Raw genomic sequence first — 16,169 nt, 5'->3', positions numbered from 1 at the left:
TCCGAGTCATCCAACGTCGCGCCTACGGACTGCGCGATGAGGAGTACCTGCGACTGAAAGTGCTCACCTGCATGCTGCCGGAGCTGTGAAATCGCGCGAATCTACCCACACGACTTCACGAAGACCCTTCTTTGTTTGGCAGCGTCATCCCAATCCGTATTCCGGACCGAGCGCGCTTCGATCACGCCTCGACGAGCTTCACTCTTGCGAAGTTGCGCTTGCCCACCTGCACGACACCTTCGAAACCGGCAGCGAATACGCGCTGTGCATCTTCCACGACTTCGGCGTCGATGCGCACGGCGCGCTCCTTCAGCTTGCGGCTGGCTTCGGAGTTGCTCGCGGTCAGCCCGGCCGCGCTGAGCAAGGCTGTCAGACGCATGCCTTCCGCCGGTACGACGATGTCGACCTGCGGCAGCAATGACGTATCGCCTTCGCCGCGCACGACCGCGTGCCAGCCGGCGAGCGCCAGTTCGGCAGCGGCTGCGCCATGGAAGCGCGCCGTCAGTTCGCGTGCGAGGCGCAGTTTGGCATCCCGCGGATTGAGCACGCCGCTGGCGATGTCTTTCTTCATCTGTGCCAGTTCATCCAGCGACACCTCGAAGCTCAGCAGTTCGAACCAGCGCCACATCAACTCGTCGCCGATCTTCATCGTCTTGGTGACGATGTCGATCGCGGGCTCGTTGATGCCGATGTAGTTGCCCAGCGACTTGGACATCTTGTTGATGCCGTCCAGGCCTTCCAGCAAAGGCATGGTCAACACGATCTGCGGCGGCTGGCCGTGGTGCTCCTGCAAGGCACGGCCCATCAGCAGGTTGAACTTCTGATCGGTGCCACCCAGCTCGACATCGGCCTTCAGCGCGACCGAGTCGTAGCCTTGTACCAACGGATACAGGAATTCGTGGATCGCGATCGGCTGCTGCGCGGCGTAGCGCTTGGTGAAGTCGTCACGCTCGAGCATGCGCGCCACGGTGTGCTGGGCGGCCAGCTTGATCATGTCGGCCGCCGACATCTGGCCGAACCACTCGGAATTGAAACGCAACTCGGTGCGCTCCCTGTCCAGCACTTTGTAGACCTGTTCCGCGTAGGTTTCGGCATTCGCCAGCACATCCTCGCGAGTCAGTGGCTTGCGGGTGACATTCTTCCCGGTCGGATCGCCGATCATGCCGGTGAAGTCGCCGATCAGGAAAATGACCTGATGACCCAGATCCTGAAACTGGCGCATCTTGTTCAACAAGACGGTATGGCCGAGGTGCAGATCCGGTGCCGTCGGGTCGAAGCCGGCCTTGATCCGCAATGGCCGGCCGCTTTTCAGCCGCTCGGCCAGATCCTCCCGCTTGATGATTTCGTCGGCGCCGCGCGCGATCGTGGCCAGCGCCTGCTCAAGCTCGCTCATGTATTCCTCTCAGGTGACAATGGGCAACCGGAAACTCGGTCGTGCCGTTGCCGTTAATTGTGTGTTAACCGGGAATATCGTGCAAACCCTTGATGGAAAAGGCGTTGACGCCATTTACACATGACCGTTATGGTACGCGCAGTTTGTTACTTTGTACTGCGGGCGTTGAGAGCATGGCTGAAGAAAAGCAGGGGTCGCGGCATGCCCGCAAGCTGGCGATCTGCCGCAAGGCACAACGCCGGCACTCTCACTTCTACGAGCGCTGCTCGCATTGGTCGTTCAACCGCTCGGCCGAGATCGAGCCCATTCGCTGGCATCGCGAACGTTTTGTACTCGCCGGTACCGCGCTGCTGATCACCTTGCTGTCCGGTTTCATCATGCCTGCGTGGGCCAGCGCTATGCGTCCCGCGCCCGAGCCGGTAGTGCATTCGCTATTGCCGCTGGCACTGCCGCGAATCGCGCCGACCAACGCGACGGCTCCCGCCGTGGACGACTGGCAGGTGGTGCGGGTGCAACCAGGCCAGACCTTGTCGGATATCTTCAACGCCCGCGGTCTCGGCATGGCCGACCTGCAAAAGGTGATAGATGCATCCGGCAATGCGAAGTCCGCGTTGCACGACATCCGGCCTGGCCAGGAGTTCGATTTCCTGCTTGACAGCGACGGCAGCCTCAAAGGCTTCCGCTTCGACCAGGATCAGGCCAATCGCGCGATCGTTCGTTTCGACGGCGCGCAACCCACCGTCTCCATCCAGCAGCGCGACATGGATCTGCGCGAGCAGGTGGCGCACGGCGTCATTCACAGCAGCCTGTATGCCGCTGGCGACGAGGCCGGCTTGAACGCAGCGATGGTCGGCAAGCTGGCCGACCTGTTCAAGTACGACATCGATTTCGTGCAGGATCTACGCGTCGGCGACAGCTTCACGGTGATCTATGACGACGTCTACCGCGACGGCGTGCGCTACGGCGAAGGCAACATCGTCGCCGCCGAATTCACCAACCAGGGCAAGCGCTATACCGCCTATCGCTTCAAGAAGGCCGACGGCAACTACGGCTGGTTCAGCGAGGATGGCCGGCCGATCCAGAAGTCGTTCCTGCGCATCCCGGTCGACTTCACCCGGATCTCCTCGACCTTCAGCGCGGCGCGCCTGCACCCGATCCTCGGCCTCATGCGCGCGCACAAGGGCGTCGACTACGCCGCCCCCACCGGTACGCCGATTCATGCCGCCGGCGATGGCGTGATCAAGTTCAAGGGCTGGATGAACGGGTACGGCAACTTCGTGATCATCCAGCACAACAAGACGATCAGCACGGCCTATGGCCACATGTCGCGATTCGCCAATGAGCGCGTCGGGCAGCATGTCAGCCAGGGGCAGGTGATCGGTTTCGTGGGCATGACCGGCCTGGCCACCGGACCGCATTTGCACTATGAGTTCCGCGTCAATGGCGTGCAGCGCAATCCGCAGACGGTAACGCTGCCGCAGCCCGAACCGTTGCCGGCGGTCCAGCTGGCGAGGTTCCGGGCCCAGGTGGTGAAACCGCAGCTGGCGCGGCTGACCGAACTGGATGCCCGCGTCAGACTGGCCCGCACGAACACTCCCGCCCGCAGCGACAACTGAGCGAAACGCGAGCGTGAATGACGCTAAGGCGCTTTATCTCGGACTGATCTCGGGTACCAGCGCGGACAGCATCGATGCCGTGCTGGTCGACTTCGCACGCGGAGCACCGCAGGTTCTCGCCATCCATACCCACCCGTGGCCACCAGTCCTGCGCAAACGCATTCTCGCGCTTGCGCAGGGCGAGGCCGCGCTGGATCTGGATGCATTTGGACGGCTGGACGTCGAGATCGGCCGCTGCTTCGCCGACGCTGCCCTGCAATTGCTCGAGCAAAGTGGCACGCCGGCGGACGCGGTGCGGGCGATCGGCTCGCACGGCCAGACCTTGCGCCATCGCCCCGGCGGCGACTATCCCTTCACCCTGCAACTGGGCGATCCGACCACGATTGCCGAGCGCTGCCGCATCGACGTGGTAGCGGATTTCCGGCGTGCCGACGTCGCCGCGGGCGGGCAGGGCGCTCCCTTGTTGCCGGCGCTGCACGCGATGCTGCTGGCCCGCCCCGGCCACGCGCGGGTGGTCCTCAACCTCGGCGGCATTGCCAATATCACCGTGCTCGGCGCCGAAGGCAGCGTGCGCGGTTTCGACACCGGCCCGGCCAACGGCCTGCTCGATGCCTGGTGCCTGCGCCATCGTGGCGAGCCGTTCGACCGCGACGGCATGTTTGCGGCCAGTGGCCGGCTCGATGCGGACTTGCTCGATGCCTTGCTGGCCGACGATTACTTCGCGCTGCCGCCGCCGAAGAGCACCGGGCGCGAACACTTCCATCTGGACTGGCTGGCCATGCATGCGCCACTGGCTGGGCTGGATCCTGCGGACGTGCAGACCACCTTGCTTGAACTCAGCGCACGCAGCATTGCAGAGGCGATCGCGCAGCACGCACCGGGCGCCGACGAAGTGCTGGTTTGCGGTGGCGGCGTGCATAACGGCGCACTGATGCGGCGACTGGGCCAACTGCTGGCGCCTCGGGCTCTGCACAGCACCGCGCGCCACGGCATCGATCCGGATTTTCTCGAAGCCACCGCGTTTGCATGGCTGGCGCGGCAACGCCTGCTCGGTCTGCCCGGCAATCTGCCGGCGGTAACCGGTGCGCACGGGCCACGGGTACTGGGCGCGATCTACTCCGCGCCCAGGGCAGGCTCGCCGGAACGGATACTTTCGGGCGCCAGCTGAGTCGGATTGGTCTGCGCCAAGGCGTGCAGCGCCTCCTGGAATGCGCCCTGTTCCGCAGCTTCCCAATGGCCTCCGAGCACGGCCAGCGCCTGCGGATCGCGCAGGCTTTCGCTGCACGGTTGCGCAGCCGATATGCCCAGGCCGTTGCGCAAGGCGTGCAACAAGACGTCATTGATCGACCATTGACGGTCTCTTGCCAGCGCCTTGATGCGCTCGACCAGCAAACTGTCGATGTGCTGAAGGACCATGTCCGGCACAGGCGTCACTCCGTGTTGCGCAGGGAACCGCGTCTCCCTCGTGCTGGTTAGGAATTCTGACCGATCCCGCAGCCACTTCCGTGGCCTGGTTGGCAATCTCAGTGCGGCTGGGCCAGTTCGACGCGGTGGATCGCATGGCGCAACACGATCACCAGCAGCAGTCCCGGGATCGCCGACAGGACCGTGATGACGAAGAATGTCGACCAGCCCACCTGTGGCACCAGCCATGCCGACAGCGGTCCGAGGAACACCCGCCCCACCGCCGACAGCGAGGACAGCAGCGCGTACTGGGTCGCGGAGAACCGCATGTTGCACAGCCCTGTCACCAGCACCACGAAGGCGGTGCTGCCCAGTCCGCTGAAGAAATTCTCCAGTCCCACCACGGTGGCCAGCGCATAGATGTCCGGGCCGCTGTGCACCAGCCAGATGTAACCGAGGTTCACCAGCGCCTGCGCCACTCCCAGCGCCAGCAGCGCGGGAAACAGCCGCATCCGCGTCACGACCCAGCCGCCGGCCAGCGCACCGAGCAGGCCGGCTATCAAACCGAAGGTCTTGTTGATCGCCCCCAACTGAGTCAGCGAGAACTGCGGTACACGCAACAGAAAAGTGGTCGACAACGACAATGCGAACGCATCACTCAGCTTGTACAGCACCATCAGCGCCAGCCACGCCAGCGCCACCTTGCCGTAGCGCGTGAAGAAGTCCGCAAACGGCTGCACCACCGCCTCAGCGAAGCTCCGCGTGGGCCGCTCGCCCGGCGCGTCGGGCGACGACACGGTGACCAGCATCGAGCCCAGCATCAACGCGCCCATCAAACGGTATACCCAGGCCCAGCCCAGATGGTCGGCGAGGATCAACGCCAGCGCACCGGAGACCAGCATGCCCAGCCGGTAGCCGCCCTGCGAGAACGCCGTGCCCCAGCCGCGTTCGGCTGGCGGCAGCAGATCGGTGCGGTGCGCGTCGTAAGCGATATCCTGCGTGGCCGAGGCGAACGCCAGCAGCACGCCCAGGAACGCGATGGTGGTCGCCGCACCCTGCGGCGTGTAGAAACTCATGCTGATCAGCGCCGCACCGCAGAGCAATTGCATCAGCAGGATCCAGCCGCGGCGTCGACCGAGAAACGGCAACGGCAGGCGATCCAGCAGCGGCGCCCACAGGAACTTGAACACGTAAGCCTGGCTGATCAAGGTGATCCAGCCGATGGTTTTCAAACTCATCCCGGCCGTGGTGAACCACGCTTGCAGCGTGCTCAGCGACAAGGCCAGCGGCAGGCCGGAGGCGAAACCGAGCAGGCCGATGCTCAGTACACGCCAGCGACGGCCCGGCACGGCCTCTGTCGTCGGCAACACCGGCTCAGTCGGCATAGTCCACCGTATAGGGCGCGTGGTCGGAGAACCGCTGTTCGCGATAGATCGAGCAATCGCGCAACCGCGCGCGCAGCGACGGCGTGCAGACCTGGTAGTCGATGCGCCATCCCACATTGTTCGCGCGGGCCTGGCCGCGGTTCGACCACCAGGTGTATTCGACGGCCTCGGGCTTGATCGCGCGGAAGCTGTCGACCCAGCCGCGCTGCTGGAACAGCAGGTCCAGCCATGCGCGTTCCTCGGGAAGACAGCCGGAATTCTTCTGGTTCGAGCTCCAGTTCTTGATGTCGTTCTTCGTGTGCACGATGTTCCAGTCGCCGCAGATCACGTAGTCTCGGCCACTTTTCAACCACGCGTCGAAGATCGGGGTGATCCACTCCATCGCCTTGAACTTGAACTGCTGGCGCTCGTCGCCCGACGTGCCGGACGGGAAATACAGCGACACCACCGACAGATTGCCGAAACGCGCCTCGATGTAACGGCCTTCGTTGTCGAACTCGTCCCAGCCCAGCTCGGTCAGCACCTGATCGGGCTCGCGCCTGGCGTAGATCGCCACGCCGCTGTAACCCTTCTTGCTGCTGGCGTCGCGATAGAAACAGTGATGCCCGTCGGGGCGGAACATCGGATCGCCCAGCTGATCCTCCTGCGCCTTGGTTTCCTGCAGGCAGACCACGTCCGCGTTTTGCTTGCGCAGCCAGTCGAACACGCCCTTGTTCGCGGCCGAGCGGATGCCGTTGGCATTGAGGCTGATGATGCGCATGAAGTCTCCCGGCTCGTGATGGGTGATCATAACAACCAGAGCGCCTCTGACCAGCGTCAATGGAAGCGGACAAGCCTGAACCGCCGCACTCATGTCGCCTTGCGGCTGTCTCTGCGCGCGGACTTCCTGACGGCGGCGGGCTGTACCATGTCCGCCGTTCCGGACCGCGGCATCGGTTGCTGCGGGCCCCGCCCTGATCCCGGCCACCTGCGAGACGACTGTGCACGACTACCAGCGCGACTTCATCGAACTCACCCTGCAGCGCGAAGTGCTGCGCTTCGGCGAGTTCACCCTGAAATCCGGCCGGCAAAGTCCGTATTTCTTCAACATGGGCCGCATCGATACGGGCGCCGCGCTGGCCCAGCTCGGACGCGCCTATGCCGCCGCGGTGGTCAATTCCGGTGTCGCCGTCGACATGTTGTTCGGCCCGGCCTACAAGGGCATCGCACTGGCCGCGGCTACCGCCATCGCGCTGGCCGATCAACATCAACGCGATTTGCCGTGGGCGTACAACCGCAAGGAGGCGAAGGATCACGGCGAAGGCGGCGTGCTGGTCGGCGCGCCGCTCGCGGGCCGCGTACTGATCGTCGATGACGTGATGACCGCCGGCACCGCGGTGCGCGAATCGCTGGCGCTGATCCGTGCGCACGGCGCCGAACCGGCCGGCGTGCTGATCGCCCTTGATCGGCAGGAACGCGGCCAGGGCGAGCGCTCCGCCGCGCAGGAAGTGGCCGCCGACTACGGCATCCCGGTGATCGCGATCACCAGCCTCGACGATGTGCTGGCTTACGCCGGCGAACACCCTCGGCTGGCCGCCGAGCACGCCCGTCTGCTGGCTTATCGCGAACGCTACGGAGTTCAAGGTTGAGTTCACCCACACGGACGTAAACTCCAGCGAACCCGGTTACCGCGGCTACCGGTGCCGCGGCGCCGAGCTGGGCAATGCGATGGCGCCGGCTATACTGGGAGACAAGGGAGAATCCATGCGCAAGTCACCGCTTTTTTTTGCTGCTGCTGTGCTGCTCGCCAGCCTGTCGGCGCACGCCCAGAACACCGGCAACATCCGCTATAAATGGCACGACGGGCAAGGCCTGATGCATTTCAGCGACAGCCTCACCGCCGAAGCGATGAAGTACGGCTATGACCTGGTCAACGACCGTGGCCTGGTGGTACAGCACGTGCCGCGCCAGTTGACCCCCGAGGAACGTATCGCCGCCAACAAGCTGGCGGCCGAACAGGCGGCCAAGCAACGAGCGGCGCAGGAAATCGCCAGCGCCGAAGCGCAGATGCTGGCCGCCTATCCGGACGAGGCCTCATACAAGCTGTCGCTGCAGCAACAGCTGGATACGATCGACCAGCAGATCCATACCACCCAGATCAATCTGCGCAGCCAGGAAAAGGCGCTGACCGACTTGCTTGGCCGCGCGGCCGACCTGGAGAACGCCAAGACACCGGTGCCGAAGTTCCTGGTCGACAGCATCGCCCAGCAGCGCACCATCGTCACCGAGCAGCGCAATGCCCTGCAGCATGAACAGGCCTTGCGCACACAGACTGTGCAATTGCAGGCCAAACAGCTGGCGCGATATCGCGAGATCAAGGCGGCGCAAGCGCAGCCCACGGAGTAGCCCGCATGTTCAGCGAACAGCCGGCATAAGCCGCCTGTTGATTCGGCTCAGAACGGCAGTTGCAGCTTGGAATCCACGGCGAGCAGCTGCTGCCTGAAGACCTGCTGGATGCGCTTCAACGCAACCGCATCGTCCGCCTCGAAACGCAGCACCAGCACCGGCGTGGTGTTGGATGCGCGGACCAGTCCCCAGCCGTCCGGCCAGTCCGCGCGCAGTCCGTCGATGGTGGTCAGCGCGGCATCGTCGAAGTTGGCCTGCTGGCGCAACTTGTCCATGAAGCGGTAGTGCTCGCCCTCGGCCAGTTCGACCTTCAACTCGGGCGTGGAGACGCTTTTCGGCAACGTGGCGAAGATTTCTTCCGGGCTGCGCCCCTGCAGGTCGCCGGCGAGGATTTCCAGCAATCGGGCGGCGGCGTAGATGCCATCGTCGAAACCGTACCACCGCTCCTTGAAGAAGAAGTGCCCGCTCATCTCGCCGGCCAGCTCGGCGCCGGTCTCGCGCATCTTCGCCTTAATCAGTGAATGGCCGGTGCGCCACATCAACGGGCTGCCGCCGGCATCCAGGATCTGGCCCTTCAGGTGGCTGGTGCACTTGACGTCGTAGATGATGGTGGCGCCGGGCTGGCGCGACAGCACGTCGCGTGCGAACAACATCAGCAGGCGATCCGGATAGATGATCTCGCCGGACCGGGTGACCACGCCCAGACGATCGCCGTCGCCGTCGAACGCAATGCCCAGATCGGCGCCGGTCCGCTTTACCGACAGGATCAGGTCCTCGAGGTTGTGCGGGTCGGACGGATCCGGGTGGTGATTCGGGAAATTGCCGTCGACGTCGCAGTACAGCGTGATCACCTCGGCACCGACGCCCTCCAGCACCTGCGGCGCGATCGCGCCGGGAATGCCGTTGCCGCAGTCGACCACGATCTTCAGGCGACGCTCGGCCAGCACGTCGGAGACGATCTTTTCGATGTAGTCGGGCGCCACATCGACTTGGCGCAGGCTGCCATGGCCGTCGCTGGCCAGGGCGCCGCCGACGATCCGCTGGTACAGATCCTGGATCGCGCCCTCGGACAAGGTCTCGCCGCCGACCACGATCTTGAAGCCGTTGTAGTCCGGCGGATTGTGGCTGCCGGTCACCGCCACGCCACAGCCGGTATTGAGGCGATATGCCGCGTAGTAGACCACCGGCGTGGACACCGAACCGATGTCGATCACATCGATGCCGGCCGCGCGCAGGCCATCGGCCAGCGCGCCGGCCAGCTCCGGGCCGGACTGTCGACCGTCGCGGCCGACCACGATTTCACGCAGACCCTTCTCGGTCATCACCGCGCCGATCGACTGGCCGAGCGCGTGCGCGACCTCCTTGCTCAAGGTCTTGCCGACCACGCCGCGCACGTCATACGCACGGAAGATGCTCGGGTCCACCTCGACCGTCGCAGCTGCGGCCGGCGCGGGTGGCTGGTCAAGCGGTGGCTTCGCCGGCTTGGCCGCCGCGGGGACCTTTTCGATTCTCGTCGGCAGGGCCACTTCCTCGAACTCGGGTGCGGGCATGGCGCGCCGTCGCAAACGCAGCAGATAACCGCTGCCGCCCAGACCCAGCAAAGTCAGCAGTCCGCTCAACAACCACGAGCGCGGCAACACGATGAAGGCACCGGGCAGGCCGGCACCGACACTGAATACGCTGCCGGCGACCGGCTTGCCGGTCGCCTCGGCTTCGGCCGACGCGGAGCCATTCGAAAACAGCTGTACGTTGCCGTGCTCATCGCCCTGGCGGAATTCCAGCCGGCCACCGGCCGGCGAGATGGCATCGAAACGTTTCCGCAACGGAGCGAACGGCAGCTCGACCCAGACCCAGGCCTGCGCCTGCTGTGGCGGCCCCAGCGGGATCACCAGGCTCAATCGGCGATCGCCGTTGCCATAGGAAACGCTCTGCGCCAGCGGTACGCCCTCGGAACTCTGCGCAGCCATCAGCTGGGCCGCCTTGGCGTAACCGAACTCGCGGTAGTTGGCCTTCAATACCTCGTTGAGATCGCCGCTGTACAACTCCAGCTTCTTCGCCTGCGGCAACCGTTGCCGCAGCGCCGCCGCGGACCGCGCCGGATCGCTCATCAAGGTGGCCGGGTTCAGACCAGCCAGCACCTCTTCGACCGTACCGCGCTGCTTGGCGACCTCGTCGGACATCGCCTGCACGGCCTGGTCCTGGGCGAGGTGCACCTGCTCGATCGCGGCGCTTTCATCGGCGATCAGCCAGGTCTGCCACGCACAGAACAGCCCCAGCAGCAGCAAGATGGTGCCGCCGGCCAGCGGCAACAGCTCCCGCCAGTTGCTCTGCAGGTTGCGCAGTCGCTCTTTCGCGATGTTCAACGCCATGCCCCGTCCCCTCGGCTGTGCCTGCGTGCCGGCGCGGCCGGTTTCGGGCCTGCCCGCCTGTTCATTGGATACCGGTCGAGCCAAAACCACCGCCGCCACGTTCGCTCGGCGCAAAAGTGTTCACGACCTTCAACCGCGCCTGTGCCACCGGCACCAGCAGCAACTGGGCGATCCGGTCGCCCACCGCGATGGTGTACGACTGAGTGCTGCGATTCCAGCATGAAATCATCAGCGGCCCCTGGTAGTCCGCATCGATCACCCCGACCAGGTTGCCCATCACCAGGCCGTGCTTGTGGCCCAGTCCCGAGCGCGGCACGATCAGCGCGCACCAGCCCGGATCGCCGATATGGATTGCGAAGCCGCTGGGCACCAGCGCACTTTCTCCCGGCGCCAGCGTCAACGGTGCCTCCAGTGCGGCGCGCAGGTCCATACCGGCGCTGCCGGGCGTGGCGGCCTGCGGCAACGGGATGCTGTCGCCGAGGCGCGGATCGAGAATTTTCAGTTCGACGTCGATCGTCATCCGCGCGCGGCCCGAAAGCGCTCGGCCACCCGGGCGATCAGCTGACGCGCCAGTTCCGGTTTCGCCGCCCGCGGCAATTCGACCGCACCGTCGGCCCAGTACAGCGTCAACGCATTGTCGGCGGTCTCGAAACCGAGGCCGCCGCCCACCTGATTGGCCGCAATCATGTCCAGCCCCTTGTTCCGCAGCTTGCCCTGCGCGTAACTCGCGACATCATGCGTTTCTGCGGCGAATCCGACCAGGAACGGGTGCGCGGTTTGCGCCGACAGGCTGGCCAGGATGTCCGGATTCTCGCTCAGCTGCAGCGACAGGCCGGCGCCGGCGCGCTTCTTCAGTTTTTGCGCGGACACTTCCAGCGGGCGGTAATCGCCGACCGCCGCCGCACCGATATAGATGTCCGCCTGAGCGGCCGCGGTCAGCACCGCCGCGTGCATCTGCGCCGCGCTGCGCACATCGACGCGTCGCGCCACGCCGGCCGGCGTGGACAGGCTCACCGGCCCGGCAATCAAGGTCACCTCGGCACCGGCCTCGGCGGCCGCGGCAGCCACCGCAAAACCCATCCGGCCGGAACTGCGGTTGCCGACGAAACGCACCGGGTCGATGTCTTCATAAGTGGGGCCGGCACTGACCAGGACGTTCAGCCCGGCCAACGACCGGTTGCCGAACGAGGCCAGCAGCGCGTCCCGCAATTCGTGCGGCTCCAGCATCCGGCCCGTACCGACATCGCCGCAAGCTTGATCACCGGCGGCCGGGCCGAGCAGCTGCGCACCGCGCTGGCGCAGCGTGTCGATATTCGCCTGCACCGCCGGATGCGCCCACATTTGCTGGTTCATGGCCGGCGCCAGGTACAGTGGCGCGGCGCTGGCCAGGCACAGCGTGGTCAGCAAGTCGCCGGCCATCCCATGCGCCAGCCGCGCCAGCAGGTCGGCGCTGGCCGGCGCGACCAGGATGCGTTCGGCCCAGCGCGCCAGTTCGATGTGCCCCATGGCCGCTTCGGCCTGCGCGTCCCACAAGCTCACCCGCACGCTCAGGCCGGACAACGCCTGGAACGTGGTCGGACTGACGAAGTGGGTGGCAGCCTCGGTCATCACCACGCGCACCTCGGCATCGAGGTCGCGCAAGCGGCGGACCAGCTCGCAGGACTTGTAGGCGGCGATGCCGCCGGACACTCCCAGCAGAATACGGCGTTGGGCAAGACTCATGTAAGGAGGGCCTGACAATCGGGCAGACGCCTAGCTTACCGGATTCATTCGCCCTGACCGCTGCCCGGCGGCGACGCCGTCCGGCAAATTGAAAGCATGAGCATCCGTGACTGGCCAGAACGCGAACGTCCCCGTGAAAAGCTGCTGACCCTGGGCAGCGCCGCGCTGTCCGATGCCGAGCTGCTGGCAGTGCTGCTGGGCAGCGGCAGCCGCGGCAAGGATGCCCTGGCATTGGGTCGGGAGCTGCTGAACTCGGCCGGCACCCTGGGTGCATTGCTCGGCCGGCCCGACCAACAAGTCCCCGCCAACGGGCTGGGTCCGGCCAAGCGCGCGCGCATTGTCGCCGCACTGGAACTGGCCCGTCGCAGCCTGGCCGAGCAGCTGCAGGAGAAGCCCTGTCTGGGCAACCCTCGCGACAGCGGCGATTTTCTGCGCGCCCGCCTGCGCCATCTCCCGTACGAGGTATTCGGCTGCCTGTATCTGGACAATCGCCACCGCGTATTGGGGTTCGAGGAGCTTTTCCGCGGCACCATCGACGGCGCCAGCGTGCATCCGCGCGAAGTGGTACGGGCCTGCCTGCAACGCAACGCCTGCGCCGTGATCTTCGCGCACAACCATCCCTCCGGCGTTGCCGAGCCCAGCACGGCCGATCGCGCGATCACGCTAGAACTGCGCAATGCACTGCAACTGATCGGCGTGCGCGTGCTCGATCACCTGATCATCGGTAGCGGTGAGCCGGTGTCGATGGCGGCGCGCGGCCTGCTCTGAACCGCGCCATAAAAAAACGGCGTGGAACGAACCACGCCGTTGGGCCGATTGGGGAGGGGAGAGAGCGGCGTCTCCGCTGCCGTTTCATGGAGGGGAGTCATGTCCAGGCGCGAGCAGTGTCGCAGCGCCGCATGACGAACCGATGACATGTGTCGTCCGCATGAAGTGCCGCCAAGTCGCCGAAACTTATGCACAAAAAGGTGATACCGGCCCTTGCCGGTCCTATCGCGATTTTCACCCTAGGTTAATTGACCAACCTATTGAAAATAATGAATTATCCGTGATGTCTAGCCGGCTTCCGACGCGTCGCGACCACTTGGCCGGCGCCAACGGCCGCTTTCCCCACAGACTTATCCACAGGACGGCTAGCCGCAGCGCATCAAAGCTTCTGCATCGCGGAAGCAGGCGCCGCAAGCATTGCCGCCCGGCGTTTCGCCGGCACGGCGGTCTGTTAGGATTGGCGGTTCCATCACGAAATCGACCCCCTCCGTGAAAGAACAGTTGCGCGACCTGGTGCTGCAGGCCATCCAGACCTTGCAAAACGATGCCACCCTGCCCGTCGACCTGACCCCGCCCGGGTTCGTGATCGAGCGCTCGCGCAGCCGCGAACACGGTGACTTCGCCTGCAACGTGGCGATGCTGTTGGCCAAACCGGCCCGTGCGAAACCGCGTGAACTGGCCGACAAGCTGGTTGCCGCGCTGCCGGCGAACGAGCTGGTGGCAAAGATTGAAATCGCCGGGCCCGGCTTCGTCAATTTCTTCCTCGCCGCCGGCGCCTGCCACGCCGAGGTGCGCCGCATCATGGCCGAAGGCGATGCCTACGGCCGCGGCACCGTGGGCCACGGCAGGACGGTCGGCGTGGAATTCGTCTCGGCGAATCCGACCGGTCCGCTGCACGTGGGCCACGGCCGCGCCGCTGCGATCGGCGATTGCCTGAGCCGGCTGCTCGACGCTACCGGCTGGAACGTCAAGCGCGAGTTCTACTACAACGATGCCGGCGTGCAGATCGCGAATCTGGCGATCTCGGTGCAGGCGCGCGCACGCGGCATTACACCGGATGACAGCAGCTGGCCGGACGGCGGCTACCGCGGCGACTACATCGCCGATGTGGCGCGCGCCTATCTCGATCGCGAATCGGTGGTCGCCGACGGCGAGACGGTAATCGCAGCCGGCGATGTCGACGATCTCGACGCGATCCGCCGCTTCGCCGTGGCCAGCCTGCGGCGCGAGCAGGACCTGGACTTGCAGGCGTTCGGTGTGGGCTTCGACACCTACTTCCTCGAATCGTCGCTGTACAGCGACGGCAAGGTCGAGGAGACCGTGCGCGAGCTGATCGCGCACGGCCACACCTACGAGGAGGGCGGTGCGCTGTGGCTGCGCACCACCGATTTCGGTGACGACAAGGACCGCGTGATGCGCAAGTCCGACGGCACCTACACCTATTTCCTGCCCGACGTGGCCTACCACCTCAGCAAGTGGCAGCGCGGCTACGAGCGCGCGATCACCGAACTAGGCTCTGATCACCACGGCTCGCTGGCGCGCGTGAAGGCCGGCCTGCAGGCACTCGACTGCGGCATCCCGGCAAGCTGGCCGGAGTACGTGCTGCACCAGATGGTGACGGTGATGCGCAATGGCGAGGAAGTGAAGATTTCCAAGCGTGCGGGCAGCTACGTCACCTTGCGCGACCTGATCGACGAGGTCGGCCGCGACGCCACGCGCTATTTCCTGATCGCGCGCAAGAGCGATTCGCAGCTGGTGTTCGACATAGACCTGGCCCGCTCGCAATCGAACGACAACCCGGTGTACTACATCCAGTACGCACATGCCCGCGTATGCAGCGTTCTGCGGCAGGCGCCCGAGAAGGGCTTCACGTTCGACCTGCAGGATGGCCTCGCCCATCTGGCCCGGCTGGACAACGAGCACGAGCAGATCCTGCTCACCGAGCTGTCGAAATACCCCGAACTGGTCGATGCCGCCGCGGCAAACCTGGAGCCGCATCTGGTTGCCGCCTGGTTGCGTGAGCTGGCCAACGCATTCCACACCTACTACAACTCGCATCAGTTCCTGGTCGAGGACGCCGCGCTGCGCAACGCGCGCCTCGCGCTGGTGGTGGCGACGCGGCAAGTGTTGAAGAATGGCTTGGCATTGTTGGGCCTGAGCGCCCCGGAGAAGATGTAATGGCAGCACGCAAGGGCAAGGGCCGGCAGGCCGTGCGCAACAACAGCAGCGGTTTCCCGGGCTGGGGCTACGCCGTCATCGGCGTGGTGATCGGCGCGATCCTGATGGCGGTGATGATGCACGGCAGCCTGCTGACCAGCATGAACAAACCCAGCGGCCCGCAGGCGAACCCGCAGGCCACCGCCGAACGTGCGAGCGAACCTGGCGTGGTCGAACCGTCCGCCGGTGAAAGCGCGCCGAAGAAACCGCAATTCGATTTCTACTCGGTACTTTCGGAAAAGGAAGTGCGCATCCCCGACGCTGTGATCAGTGCGCAGGCGCGTGCCGAACAACAGCAGAAGCAACAAGCAGCGCAGCTGCAGGCCCAGCAGCAGGCGGCTCAGCAGGCGGCGACAACGGCGCCGGCGAATGCGCCAGCCGCCGTCAGCGAGAACGTCGTCGCCGCGCCGGCTTCCGCCCTGTCGCAGCCCGGCGCCGGCAGCGGCTACCTGCTGCAGGTCGGTGCATTCCCGAACTCCGCCGACGCGGAAACGCTGAAGGCAAAGCTCGCGATGCAGGGCTTCGTCGCCAACGTGCAATCCGTCAGCATCGGCGGGCAGAACTATAACCGTGTCCGGCTCGGTCCGTTCCATTCCGCCACCGAGCTGGAATCGACCAAGCAGCGGCTGGCTCGTGCAGGGATCAACGCGATCGCGTTGAAGGAAGGCAAGTAAGCGTTTCGCCTGCAGCCGCTACAAAAAGGCCGCGCATCCAGCGCGGCCTTTTTTTGTGGGTCTTCGTGAAGTCGTGTGGGTAGATTCGCGCGATTTCACAGCTCCGGCGGCATGCAGGTGAGCACTTTCAGTCGCAGGTACTCCTCATCGCGCAGTCCGTAGGCGCGACGTTGGATGACTCGGATTTTGTTGTTGAGTCCTTCGACGAAGCCGAGCGAGACTTTGTTCTCGGGAAG

15 protein-coding genes are annotated in these 16,169 nt (G+C 65.2%); 7 read left to right on the top strand and 8 right to left on the bottom strand.

The annotated features are described in order from the left end of the window. Window positions 1-181 precede the first annotated feature (181 nt). Window positions 182-1,393, bottom strand: coding sequence for a tyrosine--tRNA ligase (tyrS, locus tag ACFPPB_RS19625; protein WP_377330236.1), 1,212 nt, complete (start codon window positions 1,391-1,393; stop codon window positions 182-184). A 173-nt stretch (window positions 1,394-1,566) separates the two neighbouring features. Between tyrS and ACFPPB_RS19620 the strand changes: the two genes are divergently transcribed. Then, entirely contained in the window at window positions 1,567-3,009 is a 1,443-nt protein-coding gene (locus ACFPPB_RS19620; protein WP_377330234.1) for an OapA family protein, read from the top strand. Window positions 3,010-3,022: 13 nt separating this feature from the next. Continuing rightward, window positions 3,023-4,177 (top strand): anhydro-N-acetylmuramic acid kinase, encoded by a 1,155-nt coding sequence (locus ACFPPB_RS19615; protein WP_377330232.1) that lies wholly within the window; start codon window positions 3,023-3,025, stop codon window positions 4,175-4,177. On the opposite strand, the gene ACFPPB_RS19610 is transcribed toward ACFPPB_RS19615, so the two are convergent. The 3 genes from ACFPPB_RS19610 to ACFPPB_RS19600 form a co-directional block, all read right to left on the bottom strand. Next, window positions 4,123-4,425, bottom strand: coding sequence for a hypothetical protein (locus ACFPPB_RS19610; RefSeq protein WP_377330230.1), 303 nt, complete (start codon window positions 4,423-4,425; stop codon window positions 4,123-4,125). The genes ACFPPB_RS19615 and ACFPPB_RS19610 overlap by 55 nt on opposite strands. Window positions 4,426-4,532: 107 nt before the next feature. Beyond that, window positions 4,533-5,798, bottom strand: coding sequence for an AmpG family muropeptide MFS transporter (locus ACFPPB_RS19605; RefSeq protein WP_377330228.1), 1,266 nt, complete (start codon window positions 5,796-5,798; stop codon window positions 4,533-4,535). After that, window positions 5,788-6,558 (bottom strand): exodeoxyribonuclease III, encoded by a 771-nt coding sequence (locus tag ACFPPB_RS19600; protein WP_377330226.1) that lies wholly within the window; start codon window positions 6,556-6,558, stop codon window positions 5,788-5,790. The genes ACFPPB_RS19605 and ACFPPB_RS19600 overlap by 11 nt, the downstream gene beginning before the upstream one ends. A gap of 220 nt (window positions 6,559-6,778) precedes the next feature. On the opposite strand from ACFPPB_RS19600, the gene pyrE reads away from it, so the two are divergent. Together pyrE and ACFPPB_RS19590 are read left to right on the top strand one after the other, a co-directional pair. Then, window positions 6,779-7,426: an orotate phosphoribosyltransferase gene (pyrE, locus tag ACFPPB_RS19595; RefSeq protein WP_377330224.1), complete on the top strand. Its 648-nt coding sequence runs from the start codon at window positions 6,779-6,781 to the stop codon at window positions 7,424-7,426. A 115-nt stretch (window positions 7,427-7,541) separates the two neighbouring features. Further along, window positions 7,542-8,183, top strand: a complete 642-nt coding sequence (locus ACFPPB_RS19590) for a DUF4124 domain-containing protein (protein WP_377330222.1) — start codon at window positions 7,542-7,544, stop codon at window positions 8,181-8,183. A 47-nt stretch (window positions 8,184-8,230) separates the two neighbouring features. Here the strand turns inward: ACFPPB_RS19590 and ACFPPB_RS19585 are convergent, their stop codons facing one another. From ACFPPB_RS19585 to coaBC, 3 genes are all read right to left on the bottom strand, one after another. Then, window positions 8,231-10,552, bottom strand: coding sequence for a phosphomannomutase/phosphoglucomutase (locus ACFPPB_RS19585; protein WP_377330220.1), 2,322 nt, complete (start codon window positions 10,550-10,552; stop codon window positions 8,231-8,233). A 61-nt stretch (window positions 10,553-10,613) separates the two neighbouring features. Next, window positions 10,614-11,072 carry a dUTP diphosphatase gene (gene dut / locus ACFPPB_RS19580; RefSeq protein WP_377330218.1) on the bottom strand — a complete coding sequence of 153 codons (459 nt, stop codon included), beginning with the start codon at window positions 11,070-11,072 and terminating at the stop codon, window positions 10,614-10,616. Continuing rightward, window positions 11,069-12,274: a bifunctional phosphopantothenoylcysteine decarboxylase/phosphopantothenate--cysteine ligase CoaBC gene (gene coaBC, locus ACFPPB_RS19575; protein WP_377330217.1), complete on the bottom strand. Its 1,206-nt coding sequence runs from the start codon at window positions 12,272-12,274 to the stop codon at window positions 11,069-11,071. Before coaBC ends, dut begins: the two co-directional genes overlap by 4 nt. A gap of 96 nt (window positions 12,275-12,370) precedes the next feature. Here coaBC and radC point away from each other — a divergent pair, with 96 nt between their 5' ends. The 3 genes from radC to ACFPPB_RS19560 all read left to right on the top strand — a co-directional run bounded on the left by radC (window position 12,371) and on the right by ACFPPB_RS19560 (window position 15,933). Further along, window positions 12,371-13,042 carry a RadC family protein gene (gene radC / locus ACFPPB_RS19570; RefSeq protein ID WP_377330216.1) on the top strand — a complete coding sequence of 224 codons (672 nt, stop codon included), beginning with the start codon at window positions 12,371-12,373 and terminating at the stop codon, window positions 13,040-13,042. Window positions 13,043-13,531: 489 nt separating this feature from the next. Next, window positions 13,532-15,220: an arginine--tRNA ligase gene (gene argS, locus ACFPPB_RS19565; protein ID WP_377330215.1), complete on the top strand. Its 1,689-nt coding sequence runs from the start codon at window positions 13,532-13,534 to the stop codon at window positions 15,218-15,220. Continuing rightward, entirely contained in the window at window positions 15,220-15,933 is a 714-nt protein-coding gene (locus ACFPPB_RS19560; RefSeq protein ID WP_377330213.1) for an SPOR domain-containing protein, read from the top strand. Before argS ends, ACFPPB_RS19560 begins: the two co-directional genes overlap by 1 nt. A gap of 95 nt (window positions 15,934-16,028) precedes the next feature. On the opposite strand, the gene ACFPPB_RS19555 is transcribed toward ACFPPB_RS19560, so the two are convergent. Next, a partial coding sequence (locus ACFPPB_RS19555; protein ID WP_377330238.1) for a transposase occupies window positions 16,029-16,169 on the bottom strand: 141 nt, incomplete at its 5' end.

The sequence above is a fragment of the Rhodanobacter terrae genome (assembly GCF_042657005.1).
In the GTDB taxonomy this organism is placed as follows: domain Bacteria; phylum Pseudomonadota; class Gammaproteobacteria; order Xanthomonadales; family Rhodanobacteraceae; genus Rhodanobacter; species Rhodanobacter terrae.
The sequence above is the reverse complement of the archived record's forward strand: the minus strand, read 5'-3'. Positions and strand labels throughout refer to the sequence as shown.

Coding starts and splice junctions, on each gene's coding strand:
- tyrS (WP_377330236.1), bottom strand. CDS start 1,393: ATGAGCGAGCTTGAGCAGGCGCTGGCCACGATCGCGCGCGGCGCCGAC.
- ACFPPB_RS19620 (WP_377330234.1), top strand. CDS start 1,567: ATGGCTGAAGAAAAGCAGGGGTCGCGGCATGCCCGCAAGCTGGCGATC.
- ACFPPB_RS19610 (WP_377330230.1), bottom strand. CDS start 4,425: ATGGTCCTTCAGCACATCGACAGTTTGCTGGTCGAGCGCATCAAGGCG.
- ACFPPB_RS19605 (WP_377330228.1), bottom strand. CDS start 5,798: ATGCCGACTGAGCCGGTGTTGCCGACGACAGAGGCCGTGCCGGGCCGT.
- ACFPPB_RS19600 (WP_377330226.1), bottom strand. CDS start 6,558: ATGCGCATCATCAGCCTCAATGCCAACGGCATCCGCTCGGCCGCGAAC.
- ACFPPB_RS19590 (WP_377330222.1), top strand. CDS start 7,542: ATGCGCAAGTCACCGCTTTTTTTTGCTGCTGCTGTGCTGCTCGCCAGC.
- ACFPPB_RS19585 (WP_377330220.1), bottom strand. CDS start 10,552: ATGGCGTTGAACATCGCGAAAGAGCGACTGCGCAACCTGCAGAGCAAC.
- dut (WP_377330218.1), bottom strand. CDS start 11,072: ATGACGATCGACGTCGAACTGAAAATTCTCGATCCGCGCCTCGGCGAC.
- coaBC (WP_377330217.1), bottom strand. CDS start 12,274: ATGAGTCTTGCCCAACGCCGTATTCTGCTGGGAGTGTCCGGCGGCATC.
- radC (WP_377330216.1), top strand. CDS start 12,371: ATGAGCATCCGTGACTGGCCAGAACGCGAACGTCCCCGTGAAAAGCTG.
- ACFPPB_RS19560 (WP_377330213.1), top strand. CDS start 15,220: ATGGCAGCACGCAAGGGCAAGGGCCGGCAGGCCGTGCGCAACAACAGC.